This window comes from Stenotrophomonas sp. BIGb0135 (genome assembly GCF_024810105.1).
GTDB classification, from domain to species: Bacteria; Pseudomonadota; Gammaproteobacteria; order Xanthomonadales; family Xanthomonadaceae; genus Stenotrophomonas; species Stenotrophomonas maltophilia_AB.
The window spans coordinates 53,859-70,579 of the sequence record NZ_JANUDX010000009.1 but is presented as its reverse complement, the minus strand read 5'-3'; the positions used below and the strand labels follow the sequence as shown (position 1 = coordinate 70,579).

General features: G+C 68.8%; 12 protein-coding genes. 6 read left to right on the top strand and 6 right to left on the bottom strand.

Annotation, left to right across the window (positions count from 1 at the left end; translation table 11 throughout):
- Window positions 1-28: 28 nt before the first annotated feature.
- Both M2421_RS16460 and M2421_RS16455 read right to left on the bottom strand, forming a co-directional pair.
- The gene (locus M2421_RS16460) at window positions 29-3,001 is read right to left on the bottom strand and encodes a TonB-dependent receptor (RefSeq protein ID WP_259208753.1); all 2,973 of its coding nucleotides are present in this window, start codon (window positions 2,999-3,001) and stop codon (window positions 29-31) included.
- A 133-nt stretch (window positions 3,002-3,134) separates the two neighbouring features.
- Complete coding sequence (locus M2421_RS16455; protein ID WP_259208742.1) at window positions 3,135-6,494, bottom strand: TIM-barrel domain-containing protein; 3,360 nt, start codon at window positions 6,492-6,494, stop codon at window positions 3,135-3,137.
- Between the two features lie 323 nt (window positions 6,495-6,817).
- On the opposite strand from M2421_RS16455, the gene M2421_RS16450 reads away from it, so the two are divergent.
- Genes M2421_RS16450 through M2421_RS16425 form a run of 6 tightly spaced genes read left to right on the top strand, consistent with a single transcriptional unit; the run spans window position 6,818 to window position 14,051 of the window.
- Complete coding sequence (locus M2421_RS16450) at window positions 6,818-7,975, top strand: SIS domain-containing protein (protein ID WP_259208738.1); 1,158 nt, start codon at window positions 6,818-6,820, stop codon at window positions 7,973-7,975.
- A 13-nt stretch (window positions 7,976-7,988) separates the two neighbouring features.
- The gene (locus M2421_RS16445; RefSeq protein WP_259208974.1) at window positions 7,989-8,915 is read left to right on the top strand and encodes an ROK family protein; all 927 of its coding nucleotides are present in this window, start codon (window positions 7,989-7,991) and stop codon (window positions 8,913-8,915) included.
- Between the two features lie 26 nt (window positions 8,916-8,941).
- Entirely contained in the window at window positions 8,942-10,270 is a 1,329-nt protein-coding gene (locus tag M2421_RS16440; protein ID WP_259208735.1) for a D-tagatose-bisphosphate aldolase, class II, non-catalytic subunit, read from the top strand.
- A 33-nt stretch (window positions 10,271-10,303) separates the two neighbouring features.
- Entirely contained in the window at window positions 10,304-11,080 is a 777-nt protein-coding gene (locus M2421_RS16435) for a DeoR family transcriptional regulator (RefSeq protein WP_259208732.1), read from the top strand.
- A complete protein-coding gene (locus M2421_RS16430; RefSeq protein WP_259208731.1) occupies window positions 11,077-12,192 on the top strand; it encodes an N-acetylglucosamine-6-phosphate deacetylase in 1,116 nt (371 codons plus the stop codon). The genes M2421_RS16435 and M2421_RS16430 overlap by 4 nt, the downstream gene beginning before the upstream one ends.
- Before the next feature lie 53 nt (window positions 12,193-12,245).
- Window positions 12,246-14,051 carry a sugar porter family MFS transporter gene (locus M2421_RS16425; RefSeq protein ID WP_259208728.1) on the top strand — a complete coding sequence of 602 codons (1,806 nt, stop codon included), beginning with the start codon at window positions 12,246-12,248 and terminating at the stop codon, window positions 14,049-14,051.
- Between the two features lie 18 nt (window positions 14,052-14,069).
- On the opposite strand, the gene M2421_RS16420 is transcribed toward M2421_RS16425, so the two are convergent.
- The 4 genes from M2421_RS16420 to M2421_RS16405 all read right to left on the bottom strand — a co-directional run bounded on the left by M2421_RS16420 (window position 14,070) and on the right by M2421_RS16405 (window position 16,711).
- Window positions 14,070-14,855, bottom strand: a complete 786-nt coding sequence (locus tag M2421_RS16420; RefSeq protein WP_259208727.1) for a hypothetical protein — start codon at window positions 14,853-14,855, stop codon at window positions 14,070-14,072.
- Window positions 14,856-14,903: 48 nt separating this feature from the next.
- Entirely contained in the window at window positions 14,904-15,344 is a 441-nt protein-coding gene (locus M2421_RS16415) for a hypothetical protein (RefSeq protein WP_259208726.1), read from the bottom strand.
- A 96-nt stretch (window positions 15,345-15,440) separates the two neighbouring features.
- Window positions 15,441-15,596, bottom strand: a complete 156-nt coding sequence (locus M2421_RS16410; protein WP_259208724.1) for a hypothetical protein — start codon at window positions 15,594-15,596, stop codon at window positions 15,441-15,443.
- A gap of 98 nt (window positions 15,597-15,694) precedes the next feature.
- The gene (locus M2421_RS16405) at window positions 15,695-16,711 is read right to left on the bottom strand and encodes an SMI1/KNR4 family protein (RefSeq protein WP_259208723.1); all 1,017 of its coding nucleotides are present in this window, start codon (window positions 16,709-16,711) and stop codon (window positions 15,695-15,697) included.
- Window positions 16,712-16,721 lie beyond the last annotated feature (10 nt).

Below are 16,721 nucleotides of genomic sequence, written 5' to 3'. Positions count from 1 at the left end.
GCCAGCCGGGACCGGCGCGGGATAGGCATCAGAACTTGTAACCGACGGTCAGACTGTACCCACGACCGTAGATGGTGGCGTAATCGCTGGAATCGCCCAGGAAGCTGTTCGGATCGTAGAACGGCAGGCGGTCGAACAGGTTCTTGATGGTGAAGCCGACGTTCCAGTGCTCATCCGGGCGCCAGCCCACGCTGAGGTTGGCCGTCCACCACGAGGGGGCGCCGTCGCACTTGCTCTGCTCCAGCGGCAGGTAGCCGGCGGTGCAGGTCTGCGGGTTGTTGTCCTGCTCGTCGATCTGCTGCAGCGCCCACTTGGTGCCGCCTACGTAGTTGATGAAGAAGCTGGTGGTGACCTGCTTGTAGTTCCAGTCGGCATTGAGCGTGGCACGCAGGCGCGGGTTGTTGTAGTAGCCGACCAGGTCGCCGTAGTACCAGCCACTTTCCGCATCGGTGTAGGAGCGGTTGCGGTTGGCGATGGTGGCGGCCAGGCCGATGTTGAGGTTGCCCCAGTCGCCCAGCGTGAAGCGGCTGCGCGCGTCGATGTCGAAGCCGTCGATCAGGGTCTTGCCGCGGTTCTTGTACTGGCCCACCACGCTGGCCACGTTGCCCACGCTGTAGCCGGGCAGCGTGCCCGGGCAGGCGACGCCGCTGGCCGGGTCGGCGCACATCGCCGCCAATGCGGCCAGGTTGGCGCGGTCGCTGTCGGTGATCGGCGAGCGGGTGGAGGCGATGATGTCTTCATCGCGGGTGAAGTCCGGGGCGACGATCTCGTTGCTGCGGTAGATGAACCAGTAATCGGCCGACACCGACAGCCATTGGGTGGGCTCGTAGACGAAGCCCAGCGTGGTGATCTTGGCCTTTTCCGGCTTCAGGTCCGGGTTGGGCTGGGTCATGCGCGCCACGGTGCGGCTGCAGTCGCTGTTGAGCAGGGTCTTGCCCAGGTCCACATCGCCGCCACGGCCGGATTTCAGCAGCAGGTTGGCAATCGCGTTGGTCTCGTTGCAGCGCACGTCGTCGCGGTAGCCACCGAGCTGGGCGAACACGCCGCCGTTGCCGGACTCGGCCAGGCTGGGCGCACGGAAGCCGGTGGAATAGGTGCCGCGCAGCATCAGCTGGTCGAACATCTGGTACTTCAGGCCAATCTTCGGGGCCAGGTTGGCGCTGAAGTCGGGGTACTTGTCCACGCGCAGCGCCGCGTCCAGTTCCAGCTTTTCGGTGATCGGGGCGACGGTCTCGGCGAACAGCGCATACGTGTTGCGCTTGCCGTCGAACCACGACCCACCCTGCTGGGTGATCAGGCCGTTGGCCGCGTCCGGATTGCCCGGGGTGTAGAACGTTTCGCGGCTGGCGTTGAAGCCGAACGCCGCGCGTACTTCACCGGCGGGCAGGTTGAACAGCGGGCCTTCGATCTTGCCGTCCAGGGTGTGCAGGCGCGTCCAGGACTGGATGTCGAAGGTCGGGAAGGCTTCGCGGATCAGCGCGGCGTTGGCTTCGCTGAGCTCGCCGAACGTGTACGCCGGATGGTCGGAGATGATCACCCGCCCGGTGCCCGGGTCGATGGTGTACGGCCCGAAGGCCTTCTCGAAGCCGGCCAGGTTGACGTTGGTGGTCTGGTAGGTGACCGAGTGGCTGCCGGCGGTGGCGAAGGCGGTTTCCCAATTCCAGTCGCCCACGTCACCGCGCAGGCCGGCCACCACGCGGTAGCTCTGGTCGGTGTTGCGCTGGCCGAAGTGGTTGGCGCCCACGTCCTGCAGCAGGTACTGCAGGCCGACCACCCCACCCATCAGGGCGCGCAGTTCGGGCGAGGCGTGGTTGTACGCGTTGTTGGGGCCCAGGTACGGGTACAGGAACTGGTTGACCGTGGTGCCGGTGTTGCGCGAGAACCAGCTGGTCGGGTTGCCGGTGGTGGTGCCGTAGGCACGCGGGGTGCCGCCGTTGGCGGTGAGATCGATGTCGGTATACGTGGCCTCGGCGAAGGCTTCGGTGCTGTCGCCGATCAGGAAATGCGCGTTGACGTAGGCGGTGTTGCGCTCGGATTTGGCGCCGGCATCGATCTCGTTGTTCATCCACGTCTCCCAGATACAGCGCGGGCCGGCCGCTTCCGTGGTGAGCACGTTGTTGCAGCCCGGTGCGGCCTCCTGCACGCGGCGACCGGTGACCGGGTCGAAGGCGAAGTAGCTGCCGGGGTTGAACTCACCCGGCTTGCTGCCGGTGCCCAGGCGCAGGTTGGGCAGGTAGTTGGGGTTGTTGACGTAGTACTGGCTGGGGCGCTTGTCGTAGAAATCGCTCAGCGGAATCGCATCGCGCCGGTACAGGTTGACCGAGGCGTAGACGTTGTAGTGGTCTTCATCCAGGTCGCCGAAACCGGCGGTGATGCTGCCCTGGTGCTCGCCGTAGGAGCTGATCCGCGAGGATTTGTCGGTGGTGAGGCTGATCTCGGCGCCCTGGTAGGAACGCTTGGTGATCACGTTGATCACGCCGGCCACCGCGTCGGTGCCGTACACCGCCGAGGCGCCGTCGGTGAGCACTTCCATGCGTTCGATGGCCGCGGCCGGGATCGCGTCGATGTTGACGAACTGGGTCTGGAAGCCGGCGGGCGCGCCGTAGTACGACAGGCGGCGGCCATTGAGCAGCACCAGCGTGCCCTGTGCGCCGAGGCCGCGCAGGTTGGCCTGCGAGGCGCCGTCGGAGCCGGTGAACAGCGAACGCGAATCCTGCTGGCCCGGCCGTGCCGCGGGCAGGTTGTCGAGCACCTGCAGCAGGGTGCGCGCGCCCATGTTTTCGATGTCCTGCTTGCTGATCACCTGCACCGGCGAGGCGGTTTCCACGTCGGTGCGGCGGATGTTGGAGCCGGTTACTTCGATGCGCGACAGCTCGGTGGCCTTGGCATCGGGGGTAGCGTCCTGCGCGCTGGCACTGCCGACCACGGCAACGGCCAGGCCGAGTGCGATGGACAAGGGGGTAGCGGTGATGCGGCGATGGCGATGGCGTTCGGTCAACATCTTTGTCTCCTTGTTCGATCCGCAGCGTGGGGCTGGCGGTGGATGGGTGTTTTCGGGCAAACGTCCCCCGTGCCGCGGCCCAAAGGCCGCAGACGGGAAACGGAGAGCTGTTTTTCTGGAAGCGGTGGTGCGGTTACGGGGACACGATGCTGGCGGTATCGCCCTCCTGTCCGATCAGCGCGGCGTTGGCCCAGTTGCCGCAGACCTGCGCGGGGCGGTCGCCCTGCGCGCCGAGGGTGCGCAGGCTGAGGCGCCGCAGGCCGCGCACGTCCAGTTCCGGCTTGACCACGCCCGGGGCCTTGACCAGGCCGCTGTCGTACAGCAGGCGGTCGTCGCCCCAGACCTGGAACTGCATGCCGCCCGCGGCGCGACACTGGTCGTCGATACCGAGGTCCGCGCGCAGCAGGTGCCAGTTGCCGCCCAACTGCAGGTCGATGCGGCTGCTGGCGTTGACGCCGAGGCCGCGACGGAAATGCAGGCCGTTCATGCGCAGCTCCGCCTGGCCGCCGAAGGCGTGGTCGCTGGCCACGCGGGCCTGCAACGAGGCCGGTAGCGGCAATGCGGACAGGTACAGCTGCTGCGCCGGCTTTTCAGGCGGCTGGTGTTCCAGCACGTGGAAGCTGGACAGCACGATCGGGCCGACGTCGCGCGGCTGCAGCGCATCCACCGCGCGCGCCACGCTGCCTTGGGCGGCGCTGACCATCGGGTCGGCGGCGCTGGCACCATCGCCCTCGGGGTTCTGCGTGCTGAGCACGCGGAAGCGCAGCAGGCGGCCGGCGTGGGCGGGGAAGTCGATCTGCTGCATGCCCTGCTGGAGGGTGAGGCGGCCGCGCTTGACCGGTTCGCCCCACTCGCCGTTGCTGTCGGCCAGGTAGATTTCGTAGTCGCGGATCTGGCCGTTCTTCCAGTGCGCGTCGTTGCGCGGGGCCAGTTCAATGCCGTCGATGAGCTTGCGCTCGCCGAAGCCGATCACCCACTCGTGGGCGCCGGTCTTGACCGCCTGGTTGCGCACGGTGCGGAACCAGGTGGCCGGGTCGTCATCGAAGGCTTTTTCCAGTTCGTAGCCCTGCTCCTGGGCCGGGCGGTTGACCACCAGCAGGCTGTCCGACGGCAGCGCGCGACCGAGTTCCGGTGCGGCCGGGTAGGCATCGTCGGCGGCTGCGGCAGCCACCGGCACGGCCAGGGTGACGCTGAGCGGCTGGCGGATGTCGGTGGCTGCGCTGCGCACGTGCACGGTGCCGCGGCGTTCGCCGGCGTCGAAGTACCAGCCTTCGCTGGCCGCCTGCCAGGCCGCCTTGTCGGCGAGCATCGGCAGCGTGCGTTCGCCGAGCGTCACCGCGCTCGGGCGCTGGCGGCTGAGCACGCGCAGCGCATAGCGACGCTGTGCGAGCTGGCCGGCGTACTGGCCCTGCACCGCATCGATGCGCACCTGCACCGGGCCACTGCCCTGCGCCGGTGCCTGCACGTGGATCTGCTGCGTGCTGGATTCGCCCTTCTCGTAGCGGCGGGTGGCGCCGTCGTCCTCGTACAGGGTGTAGTGCGACTCGCCTTGCGGGTAGAGATCGAAGGTCACTTCATCCAACGGCTTCTCGCCGTCGTAGAGCATGTCCGGGTACATCGGGATGATGGCGCCGGCGCGCACGAACACCGGGATCGTGGCCAGGTCCACGGCGCGGTCGAGGTCACGCCCGGTCGCCCCGGCCTGCAGCTGGCGGCCATCCCAATAGTCGATCCAGCGCCCCTGCGGCAGGTGGATGTCGCGGCGCCACCCGCGGCTGGCGGCCTGGCTGCGGTACACCGGCGCGATCAGCAGGTCGCGGCCGAGGAGGAACTGGTACTTGTGCGCTTCGGTGTAGGCCTGCGGGTCCTGCGGGTAGTCCCACATCAGCGCGCGCAGCAGCGGCGCGCCGGTGGTGGCCGCCTCGTGCGCCAGCCCGTACATGTACGGGGTCATGCGCATCTTCAGCTTGAGGTAGTCGCGATTGACGCTGCGGTAGGGCTCGTCGAACCACCAAGGGTGCTTGCGCGCGTTGGCCGACCAGCCGGACATGCCCATCAGCACCGGGGTGAAGCTCTTCCATTGCAGGTCGCGGGTGAAGGTCTCGGCGCTGCCGCCGAAGATCGCATCCACGTCGCCGCTGGCATAGGCCATGCCCGACAGCCCCGAGCCGACCAGGGTGGGAATGTGCCAGCGGATGTAATCCCAGCTGCTGCTCTGGTCGCCGGTCCAGGCCACCGCGTAGCGCTGGATGCCGGCCCAGCCCATCACCGTCCACAGGAACGGGCGCGAGTCGGCGTTGTGCAGGATGCCGTTGAACGCGGACTGGTTGGCGTCCATCGCGAACTGGTAACCCTTGCCCGTCCAGGCCACGTCCAGCTTCTGCACGCGGCTGCCGGCGGTGCCCACTTCCCAGGCGATCTTGTCCACGCCGTTCTCGGTCCACAGCCCGGTCTTGAAGCCGTATTTCGCCAAGCCCTGCACGGTCTCGGGCAGCGTCCTGTAACCGCAGCCGTAGCCGTCGTTGGGCAGGATCCAGCCGCCGGGCATGTCATGCGCGCGGTATTGCCTGGCCACGCTGTCGACCACGTCCGGGGTGGTGCCGGTGGGGCCATCGCTCCAGCCCTCGGGCACGCTGCCGGGCTTCTTGATGTTGTCGCCGTCGTTGTAGCAGTCGGCATCACCGTAGGAGAACGCCCAGCGCGGCAGCAGGCCGGCGCGCCCGGTCAGGGCGGTGTAGCGGTCCAGCAAGGCGTGCAGGTCCGGGCCGACGAAGTAGTACGCATCGAAGCGGTCTTCGCGATGCAGCAGGGTGGCCTGGTCGGCCTGGCGCAGGTCGTAGGTGCCATCGCTCCAGGTGTTGCGCAGCATGCCCCAGCCGCGCGAGCTGAGCAGCATCGGCGCCGGGTTGGGGCGGTCGCCCTCTTCCCAGCCACCGGAGTATGACACCTCCAGTTCGCGGCCCTTGAACGCGAAGCGGCCGTTCTGCTGGCCACCGCCGAAGAAGTGCTCGTCGCTATCGCTGGACAGCACCTGCAGGCTTTGCTGCGTGTCCAGGTCCAGCGGCTGCAGTTCGCGCCACAGCGCGACATCGGCGCCGTCCTGGCGGCGGTCCAGTGCCAGACGCAGCGGTTGGCGCTGGATATGCAGGACCAGCGCATCGGTGCGGATGCGCACTTCCCTGGCATCTTCTTCCAGTTGGAAGGCGACCGTGGCCGCCGGCTGCGGCAGCACGATCGGCGCGGCCTTGTCGCCGGCGGGGGTGAGCGTGCCCTTGCGGCCGGCCTGCACGCGCAGCAGGTCGGCGCGCAGCAGGTCCACGCGCAGACGTGCGCCGCTGTCGGTGCGGAGCTCCCAACCGGGGCGGCCATCCTTGCCGGGGGCGGCGCTGATGCTGCGCAGGTTGCCCACCGGCTCGGCGACGGCGGGCGCGGCCAAGGCCAGCGCGGACAGCAGTGCGATCGTCAGACCAGTGCGTCGAAACCGGGATTCCACCTTGCCCCCAAGCCCGCGGTTGGCGGGTATCTGAAACCAGTGCGGCCGACTCTAGGGCACGGTCTCGAAAGATGTCAATAAATTGCAAAGAAAAAGGAAGGATATTTTCTTATAAACGAAAGATGTGCTGACGCAGCACTTTCTATATGGCGGCTGAATGCGCGCTTTGGCACGCCGTGAAACCTTGCTGCACTGCGGCGACCGCGGATCAAAGCAAACGACCGAGAGCAAAAACTGTGATCGATCCAGCTTTTCTTTATCTTTCGATATTTGACATTTCGAAAGAAAACGAAGAAGGTGCGGTCGCCCAACAGGAATTGCGAATGGACGCTTCTCTGCTCCCTGATTTGCCCACGTGGCAGCGCCTCGGCGGCGCCTATACCGCCGAAGAAATCGCCCAGCAGCCGCGCATGTGGACCGCGCTGGCGCAGGGGCTGGACGCTGCCCAGGCGCGCATCGACGCCTTCCTCGGCGAGGCGCTGCGCCAGCCCGGCCAGCGGGTGATCTTCACCGGTGCCGGCAGCTCGGGGTTCATCGCCGAGATGGTGGCCGACCAGATCAATGCGCAGTGGCCGGCCGAGGTGCGCGCCATCCACACCACCAGCCTGCTGACCCACCCCGCGCTGTACCTGCAGCGCGACCGCCCGACCCTGCTGGTGTCGTTCGGCCGCAGCGGCTCCAGTCCGGAAAGCGTGGCCGCGGTGGACCTGGTGCGTGCGCAGGTGGACCACGCGCGCTTCCTGGACATCACCTGCAACGCCGACGGCGAACTGGCCCGGCGTGGCCAGGGCCGCAGCGACACCCTGTCGCTGCTGATGCCGCCGGCCAGCTGCGACCGTGCCTTCGCCATGACCAGCAGCCTGAGCAGCATGCTGCTGGCGGCGTTGAGCGTGTTCGACACCGCGCCGTGGCCGCAGCGCGTGCAGCGCCTGCACGACCTGGCCGCGCATGCCGACCGTGCCCTGCAGGCATGGGACGCGGCAGTGGGGGCGTTGGCCCAGGCCGCCTATTCGCGGGTGATCTACCTGGGCAGCGGCCCGCTGGAGGCGCTGGCCCGCGAGGCCGCGCTGAAGGTGCTCGAGCTCACCGGCGGGCGCGTGCTGGCGCTGGCCAACACGCCGCTTGGCTTCCGCCACGGGCCCAAGTCCACGCTCGACAACGATACGCTGGTGGTGATGCTGCGCAGCGCACAGCCGCTGTCGCGCCGTTACGAGCAGGACCTGCTGGACGAACTGCGCGGGGACGGGATCGCCGCCCGGGTGATTTCGGTCGGCCCGGACGGTGATGACCGCGGCGACGGCGACTTCGTCAGCGCGGCCCCTGACCTGGCCGATCCGTGGCTGGCGCCGCTGTGGCTGCTGATGCCGCAGTGCTACGCGCTGCAACGCTCGGCCGCGCTCGGCATGACCCCGGACAACCCCTTCCCCGACGGCACCGTCAACCGGGTCGTGCAGGGCGTCACCATCCATCCCCATGGCTGAGCAGGGCCTTCCCATGCAGTGCTGGTACGGCATCGATATCGGTGGGACCAAGATCGAGCTGGTGGCCTACGACGCCACCCTGGTCGAGCAGCATCGCCAGCGGGTGACCACGCCCACCCAGGACTACGATGCGTTCCTGGAGGCGATCGACGGACTGGTGCGCGATGCCGATGCCGCGCTCGGTTCGAGCGGCCATGCGATCGGCATCGGCCTGCCCGGGGTGCGTGACCGCCGCAGCGGCCGCCAGCTCAGCGCGAACGTGCCCAGCCTGACCGGCCGTCTGGTCGGGGAGGACCTGCAGGCCCGGTTGCAACGCCCGCTGGCGTTCGGCAACGACCTGCAGTGTTTCGCCCTGAGCGAAGCCCAGGGCGGTGCCGGCGCGGGCTACCCGAGCATGTTCGGCGCCATCCTCGGCACCGGTGCCGGCGGCGGCTTCTGCGTGGACGGGCAGCTGGTGGCCGGTGCCAACGGCATTGCCGGCGAGTGGGGCCACTGGAGCATCCCGGCCACGCTGCTGCAGCGCCACGCGCTGCCGGTGCTGGGCTGCGCATGCGGCCTGCGCGGTTGCCTGGAGCGCTACGTCTCCGGCAACGGCCTGGCGCTGATCCACGAAGGCCGCGGCGGCGATGCGCTCGATGCTGGCGCGGTGGTGGCCCTGGCCCAGGCCGGCGATGCGCTCGCCGAGCAGGCGCTGGCCATCCATCGCGACTTGCTGGGCTACAGCTTCGCCAACCTGATCCTGGCCGTGGACCCGCACGTGATCGTGCTGGGCGGCGGACTGTCCAAGCTGGAACAGCTCTACCGCGACCTGCCCGCCGCGATCGCCCCCTACCTGTTCCAGGGCGTGCGCGTGCCGCCGATCCTGCCGCCTGCCTTCGGCGACGCCGGCGGCGCACGCGGCGCGGCGCTGCTGGCCCGCCAGCACCACCCTTCCCGCTGATTCCCCGCTGTTACGGAGTGCCATCCATGTCCGCCATCCAATCGCTGATCGCCGCCCATCGCCAAGGCCAGCCCGTCGGCCTGTACAGCGTGTGCTGCAGCAACGAACAGGTGCTGCTGGCGGCGATGCAGGTGGCCCTGCGCTACGACACGCTGCTGCTGATCGAGGCCACCTCCAACCAGGTGGACCAGTTTGGCGGCTACACCGGCATGACCCCGCCGCAGTACCGCGACTACGTGCTGCAACTGGCGCGCGATGCCGGTTTCCCGGTCGAGCGGCTGGTGCTGGGGGGCGACCACCTGGGCCCCAACGCGTGGCAGAAGGGCCCGGCCGAGGTGGCGATGGCCAATGCGCGCGTGCTGATCGAGGCCTACGTGGCCGCCGGCTTCCACAAGATCCACCTGGATTGCAGCATGTCCTGCGCCGACGATCCCACCCCGCTTCCCGATGCCGTCGTGGCCGCGCGCTCGGCCGAACTGGCCCGTATCGCCGAGCGTACCGCCGCTGCCAACGGGCTGCCGCCGCCGGTGTACGTGATCGGCACCGAAGTGCCGATTCCCGGTGGCGAGGCCTCGCTGGCCGGTGGCCTGCAGGTGACCACCCCGGCGGCCGCAGCCACCACGCTGGCGATCCACCGCGAGGCCTTCTCCGCGCCGGACCTGCTGCCGGCCTGGGAACGCGTGATCGCGATGGTGGTGCAGCCCGGCGTGGATTTCGACCACAGCAGCGTGCATTACTACGACCCCGCCGCCGCCGCGGACCTCTCGGCCTTCGTCGAGCAGCAGCCGCGCATCGTGTTCGAAGCACACTCCACCGATTACCAGACCGAAGCCGGCCTGCACGCGCTGGTCCGCGACCACTTCGCCATCCTCAAGGTCGGCCCTGCGGCGACCTACGCCTTCCGCGAAGCCGTGTTCGCCCTGGCCATGATCGAAGCCGCGCTGCTGCCGGCCGCGCAATGCTCGAACGTGATCGAGGTGCTGGACCGCTGCATGGTGCAAAAACCGGCCAACTGGCAAAGCTACTACCACGGCGACGCCCACGAACTGCGCCTGCTGCGCGCGTATTCGCTGAGCGACCGCAGCCGCTACTACTGGGGCGAACCGGCGGTGCAGGCCGCGCTGGACACCCTGGTGGCCAACCTGCGCACGCACGTGCCGCCGCAGATCCTGCTCAGCCAGTTCCTGCCCCACCAGCAGCGGGCAATCGAGGCCGGCCAACTCGCCGCAGAGCCGCTGGCGCTTATCCAGCACAAGGTGGCCGAGCGCCTGGGCGAGTACGCCCGTGCCTGCAATCTCAACCGTGCACGTGCCGATATCGAAACTTACCGGCCCACGGAGCTTTCGGAACGGTAAGCTTTGACTTTCCTTCCGAACGGAATCGCTCCTATGCGCAATACACGGCAGCGCCGCCAGCAGATCCTGCAACTACTGGTGGACCACGGCAACGTGCAGGTCAGCGAACTGGTCGAACGCTTTGGCGTCTCGGCGGTGACCATCCGTGCCGACCTGACCCACATCGAGTCGCAGGGCATGGCCACGCGGACCCATGGCGGCGCCACGCTGGTGCGCACCCCGCCGCAGGAACAGGACATCCACGAGAAAGACGCGCTGAACCTGCCGATCAAGGACAGCATCGGCGCGTATGCGGCCAGCCTGGTCAAGCCCGGCGACAACATCATCATCGACTCCGGCTCGACCACGATGACCCTGGCGCGCCACCTGCGCCGGCATCGCGAGGTGACGGTGATGACCAACGGCCTGAACATCGCCTGGGAGCTGGCCAACGCGCCCGGCGTGGAGCTCCTGCTCACCGGCGGGCTGCTGCGCAAGCAGTCGCTGTCGTTGCAGGGCAGCCAGGCCGAGGCCAGCCTCAACACCTACAGCTTCGACACCCTGTTCCTGGGCGTGGACGGCCTGGACCTGCAGTTCGGCCTGACCACCCACCACGAGGCCGAAGCCAGCCTCAACCACCGCATGGTCGAGCGCGCGCGCCGGATCGTGGTACTGACCGATGCCTCCAAGTTCGGCCGGGTCAGCCTGCACCGCATCGCCCGGCTGGAGCAGGTGCATACGGTCATCACCGACGCCAGCATCGATGCCGAGTACCTGGAAGGGCTGCAGCGGCTGGGCATCGAAGTGATCATCGCCGAGACCCCACCATGACCCGGACCCGCTCCCTGCATGGCCGCCTTCTCACCGCTACCGGTTGGGTGCGCGGCGACATCCACTTCGACCGGCGCATCACCGCCATCGACACCGCGCACGATGACCCGCGCGAGGACCATGAGGTCCCGCTGATCCTGCCGGGCTTCATCGACCTGCACGTGCATGGCGGCGCCGGAGTGGACATCATGCAGGGCGGCGATGCGGCCGCGACCGTGGCGCGCACCCATGCCCGGCATGGCACCACCGCGCTGCTGGGCACCACGATGACCGCGCACGAGGACGACATCGTGCGCGCGCTGCAGGGCCTGGCCGGCGCGATCGGCACGCGCGGCCCCGGCATGGCGCGGGTGCTGGGCGTGCACCTGGAAGGACCGTTCATCAGCATCGAGCGGCTGGGCGCGCAACCGCCGCTGGTGGTGGAAGCCACCATGGAGGACGTGCGTCGACTGCATGCCATCGCCCCGATCAAGGTGCTGACCCTCGCCCCGGAAATCGGCCAGCACCAGGCGCTGATTCCCGCGCTGAGTGCCCTCGGCATCCGCGTACAGCTCGGCCACAGCGCCGGCAGCTACGCGGACGGCGTGGCTGCGCTGCAGGCCGGTGCGGCTGGCTTCACCCACCTGTTCAACGGCATGACCGGCGTGGACCACTACCACCCCGGCATCGCCACCGCTGCCCTGGCCCACGCCGAGTACGCCGAGCTGATTCCCGACCTGCAGCACGTGCATGCCGGTGCGATCCGCACCGCGCTGCGTGCGATTCCGAAGCTCTACTGCGTCACCGATGCCACCGCCGCCACCGGCATGCCCGATGGCGAGTACGCGCTCGGCGTGCAGCGCGTGCACAAGTGCCTGGGCTGCGTGCGCCTGGCCACCGGCTCGCTGGCCGGCAGCGCGCTGACCATGGACCAGGCGCTGCGCAACCTGGTGTCGCTGGGCCTGGACGTGGCCGATGCCTCCAACCGGTTGTCGCGCTACCCCGCCGACTACCTCGGCATCGACGACCGCGGCCGCATCGCCGTGGATGCCTGGGCCGACCTGGTGGTGCTGGATGCCGAGCTGCGCGTGCGCGGCGTGGTGGTGGAAGGCGACGACATCGCGCTCGATTAAGCGTTGAATCCCGCGCCGATGCGGCGCATGCAGTTGCAGACAGGACCGGCTCGATGAATCAGGTTTCCGCCGCTACGCCCATGCATGCCCACGCCGACGCCCCGCGCTGGCCGGTGCGCTATCTGTTGTTCATCGGCGGCATGGGCGGCCTGCTCTACGGCATCGACATCGGCATCATCGCCGGCGCCCTGCCCTACCTGGAGGCCACGGCCACCGCCAGCTGGCACCTCACCAGCCAGCAGCTCGGCTTCGTGGTGGCGGCAGTGCTGCTGGGCAGCGTGCTGTCCTCGTTGTTCGCCGGCATGGTCGCCGACCTGATCGGTCGGCGGGGCGCGATGCTGCTGGCCGGGGTGCTGTTCACCGCCAGCATCCCGGTGATGGCGCTGTCCAACGGCTACGCCGCGCTGCTGATGGGGCGGCTGCTGCAGGGCATCAGCGGCGGCCTGATCGGCGTGGTGGTGCCGCTGTACCTGGCCGAAGTGCTCAGCCCCGAGCGCCGGGGCCGGGGCGCGGCGATGTTCCAGCTGCTGCTCACCATCGGCCTGGTGCTGGCCGCGCTGATCGGGCTGTACCACGCGCATGCGGTGGATGCCGCCACCGAGGCGGTGCGCCACCTGCCGGCCGCCGACCAGCAGCGCCTGTTGTTCGCGGTCAAGGACCATGCGTGGCGCACGATCTTCTGGAGCTGCCTGCTTCCCGGCCTGGTGTTCACCGCCGGGGTGATGTTGATCAGTGAATCGCCACGCTGGCTGGTACGGCGTGGTCGCATCGACACCGCCCGCGCCGCCCTGCAGCGCACCGTCGCCGCCAGCGAGGTGGAGCCGACCCTGCAGCGCATGCAGGCGCCCGATGACGTGCCGTCCCATGCCGGCGGCAAGCGCGACCCGCTGTTGAGCCGCCGCTACGTGTGGCCGTTCGTCCTGGCCTGCCTGGTGCTGGCCTTCACCCAGGCCACCGGCATCAACTCGGTGCTGGCCTATGCGGTCAACATCCTCAACCAGGCCGGGCTGCCCGGCTCGGTCGCCAATGGCGCGGACGTGGCGATCAAGCTGCTCAACGCGGTGATGACGGTGGTGGCACTGGTGCTGGTGGACCGCAAGGGCCGCAAGTTCCTGCTGATGCTGGGCAGCGGCGGCATTACCGTGGCGCTTCTGGCGGCCGCGCTGCTGTTCGTCAAAAGCGAGCACGGCCGCCTGGACGTGCACGCGCAGCTGCAGCAGCAGGTGGCCGGCAGCACGCTGTCGTTGCCGCTGGATGCGGCGCAGTGGCAGCGGCTGGACCGCAACGCCGGCGAGGCCGCGCAGCAGCTCACGGTATCCTACGCGTATGGCGGCTTCAGCAACGTGCGCGCGCTGCGCAGCGACAACCCCATCGACGCGACGCTGGAGATCCGCCGCGAGGACGCGGTGTCGGCCGACAGCGTGATCGGCGCGTTCTTCCGCCGATTGCACCTCAACCCCTTCCCCGATCCCGCCCACGCCGCGCAGGCGCCGCTGGTGATCGAACGCGCGATGATCGGCCCGGTGCCCTCGCCCACCCATGGCTGGCTGGTGGCCGGCTGCATCCTGCTGTTCGTGGCGTTCTTCGCCGTGGGCCCGGGCGTGTGCGTGTGGCTGGCGCTGTCCGAACTGATGCCCACCCGGATCCGCTCCAACGGGATGAGCATCGCACTGCTGATCAACCAGTTCGTCTCCACCGTGATCGCGGCGATCTTCCTGCCCACCGTCGGCCACCACGGCTATGCCAGCATGTTCTTCTTCTGGGCCGGCTGCACCTTGCTGTACTTCCTGATCGCCGCGTTCTGGCTGCCGGAGACCAAGGGCAAGTCGCTGGAGCAGATCGAGGCCAACTTCCGCTGAGCCGGCGGCACGTGGCGCTCAGGGCGTCTGCACCGGTGGCGAGGCGGTCAAGGCCGGGAGCATGTAGACGCCGTCGTAACCGGGGCGCGTGGCGATGGGTGCGTAGCCCGCGGCCACCGGTGCCGCGGCGCTGGAACGCGCGCCGAACGCCAGCACGCCACAGGTCGGTGCACACACCCACGCGCTGCCACGCGGTGCGTCCACCCGCACGCTGAGCGGTTGCAGGTCCGCCAGCAGGTAGCCGGCCGGCACGTACCCGGGATCATCCTGGACGCCCTTGTGCCCGCTCGCATGGCGGTTGCCCAACAGGGCAATCACGCGCGCGCCCTCACGCCGTGTCTCGCGCCGGATGTTGGCGGCCATCTCCGCATCGCGATCCGCATGGCGCAGGGTGTCCACCGCCACCACCTGGATGGCACGGCCCTCGCTACGCAGACTGCGCAGGCGCTCGATCAGCGCCGCCATCGCCACGCTGGAGCGCCCGTCCTGCATCGCGCGGGTCCAGAACCGTCCTGCCAGCAATGCGCTGCGGTCCGTCGCCGTACCCGCCGACGCCAGGTACGCATCGATCCGCGCCTGCTCGGTCGGGTCCATCTCCAGCGCCACCGTCACCGGCGTGGCGTCCGCGGCGCAGGCCAGCTCGCCGACCAGTGCCGGCGTTTCCACGGTGCCGTGCAGTTCGCCCACCAATACCAGTGGGCGTATCGGCATCGCCTCCGGCCAGGTGCAGCGTTCGCGTGCACCGCTGGTGCCTGCCAGCGCCAGGCCCAGCATCATCAACCCCGTCATCCATCCCTGGGTCATGCCGCACAGACTCCTGTCCTCGTGGTTGGCCCCGCATGCCGGAAGGGCTCAGGGTTGCTTGCCGGTGATTTCGGTGAAGATGCGCGCAGCCTCGGCCTGGTCACCCACTCCTGCCACCTGCATCGCCTTGCCGAACGGCCCGCTGATGGTGGCCACCGAGAGCACCTTGTCACCGATGCTGAAGGCCACGCGGCGGCCGATGCGTGCTTCGGTGGCGGCCTGGATCCGCGGCGCGGCCGCGTCGGTCATGGTCACGTTGAGCACCGGCTCCTGCCCCTGTGCCGCCTGGGCCAGGGTGATCGATGCGATATCGGCGGTGGTGATGAAGGCCGGCTCCAGGACCGCCAGCGGCCTGCCGTCCGCATCCTTGAGCACTGTGGCGCCGGCGCTGCCCTGCTCGTCCACCTCGCGCATGAGGATGCGCGACTGTGCAAGGGGGGCGGCCGAGGTGTCCGGGTTGAACAGCCGTGTTGCCGGCTTGCATCCCATCAAGCCCGCCGTGCTTGCCAACAACAGTGCTGCAAGAAGATACCTGCGCATACGCCCTCCTCCCTGTCGGTGGCACCGCGCATCGCCCGGCGCCGTTCAGCGCAGGCGGCGGAGGCGGGATGCCACCGGCACCTGCAGCATTCCAAAGATGAGGTTGCCGATGCCGATCCACAAGGTGGGGACGGCAATGTCCGGCCATGGGTCGGCCACCATCATCGCGCCGGGCGCGATGGCCCGCAGGCCGCTGGGCATCCGCGCCCGCTGCAGCCCATCAGGGAAGAGACACGGGCGCGGGGCGCGGGTGGGCCCATGCCAACGCCGGGCCATGGTGCGCGGAGCTACGCCGTGACTCAGGTCGGTTCGGTGGCGGCGGTATGCAGCAGCCGCTGCTCGGCCTCGGCGCTGAAACGATAGCCGCCGTCCACCGGCACGATGGCACCTTCGGCCACGCGCGCGTTCCACCAGTCCTCGACGAACCCGGGCGCGAAGCCGCCGGTCTTGAAGCCGAACGGCGCCGCGACGAGGTCGAAGGGCAGCATCAGTTCGTAGCACGGTGTTGCGTAGTCGTTCTGCTCGGCGGGCAGCTTCACGAAATGCGTGAACGAGGTGGCCGTGGCCAACTGCGAGTACAGCCAGAACATCCAGTCGTACATGCGATGCGAGTCTGCGTCGGCATGCAGGGCGAAGAAGCCCTTCTCTTCGGTGATCTTCCTGGCCAGCGCGCGCAGGTGGCGTTCGCCGTGGGGGAGCACGGTGGCCGAGGCATCCAGCGCGCGCCGAACGATCGGTGACAAGGTGCCCCGGTCCACCGTGACCAGATCGATCTCCAGCGTTTCGGCGGCGTCATCGAAGGCCTCCTCGTCCACCAACCCATGGATGAACGCAGCGAAGTGCGGCGCGACCACGGTGATCGCGTAGTCCGCCTCCTGGTCCACGTGCACGACCTGCGGTTCGCCCTGCGGCCCGCAGTGGCGATAGTCGAGCATGAGCACGTCATGTCCGGCGCTGGGGCAGTCGGCGAACACGATGCCGATGTCCGGATAGCCCCACTGCTCCTGCATGAAACGCGAGCCGAACTCGCCCCCCAGCGAGTACGGCTTCTGCCGCCCCAGCGCATACAGGCCGCAGACCTGGACGTGGTCCTCGGCCCAGCTGGTGGCCTCGTCCATCGGGTGGCAGCTGCGCCGCAGCAGGCCGCCGTTGTGGCGCCGTGCGAGGGCGATATACGCATCGGGGATGCGGTAGCCCAGCTCGGCCTGCAGTTCGGCGATCACCGCGTCGCCGGGGGGTGGCTCCTGGTAGTTCTGCTGCGCGTAGTCGCAGTCGTCCCAGAAGTCGTCGAAGTCGAAGGTGGCGAACGGATCCATCGGGTGCGGT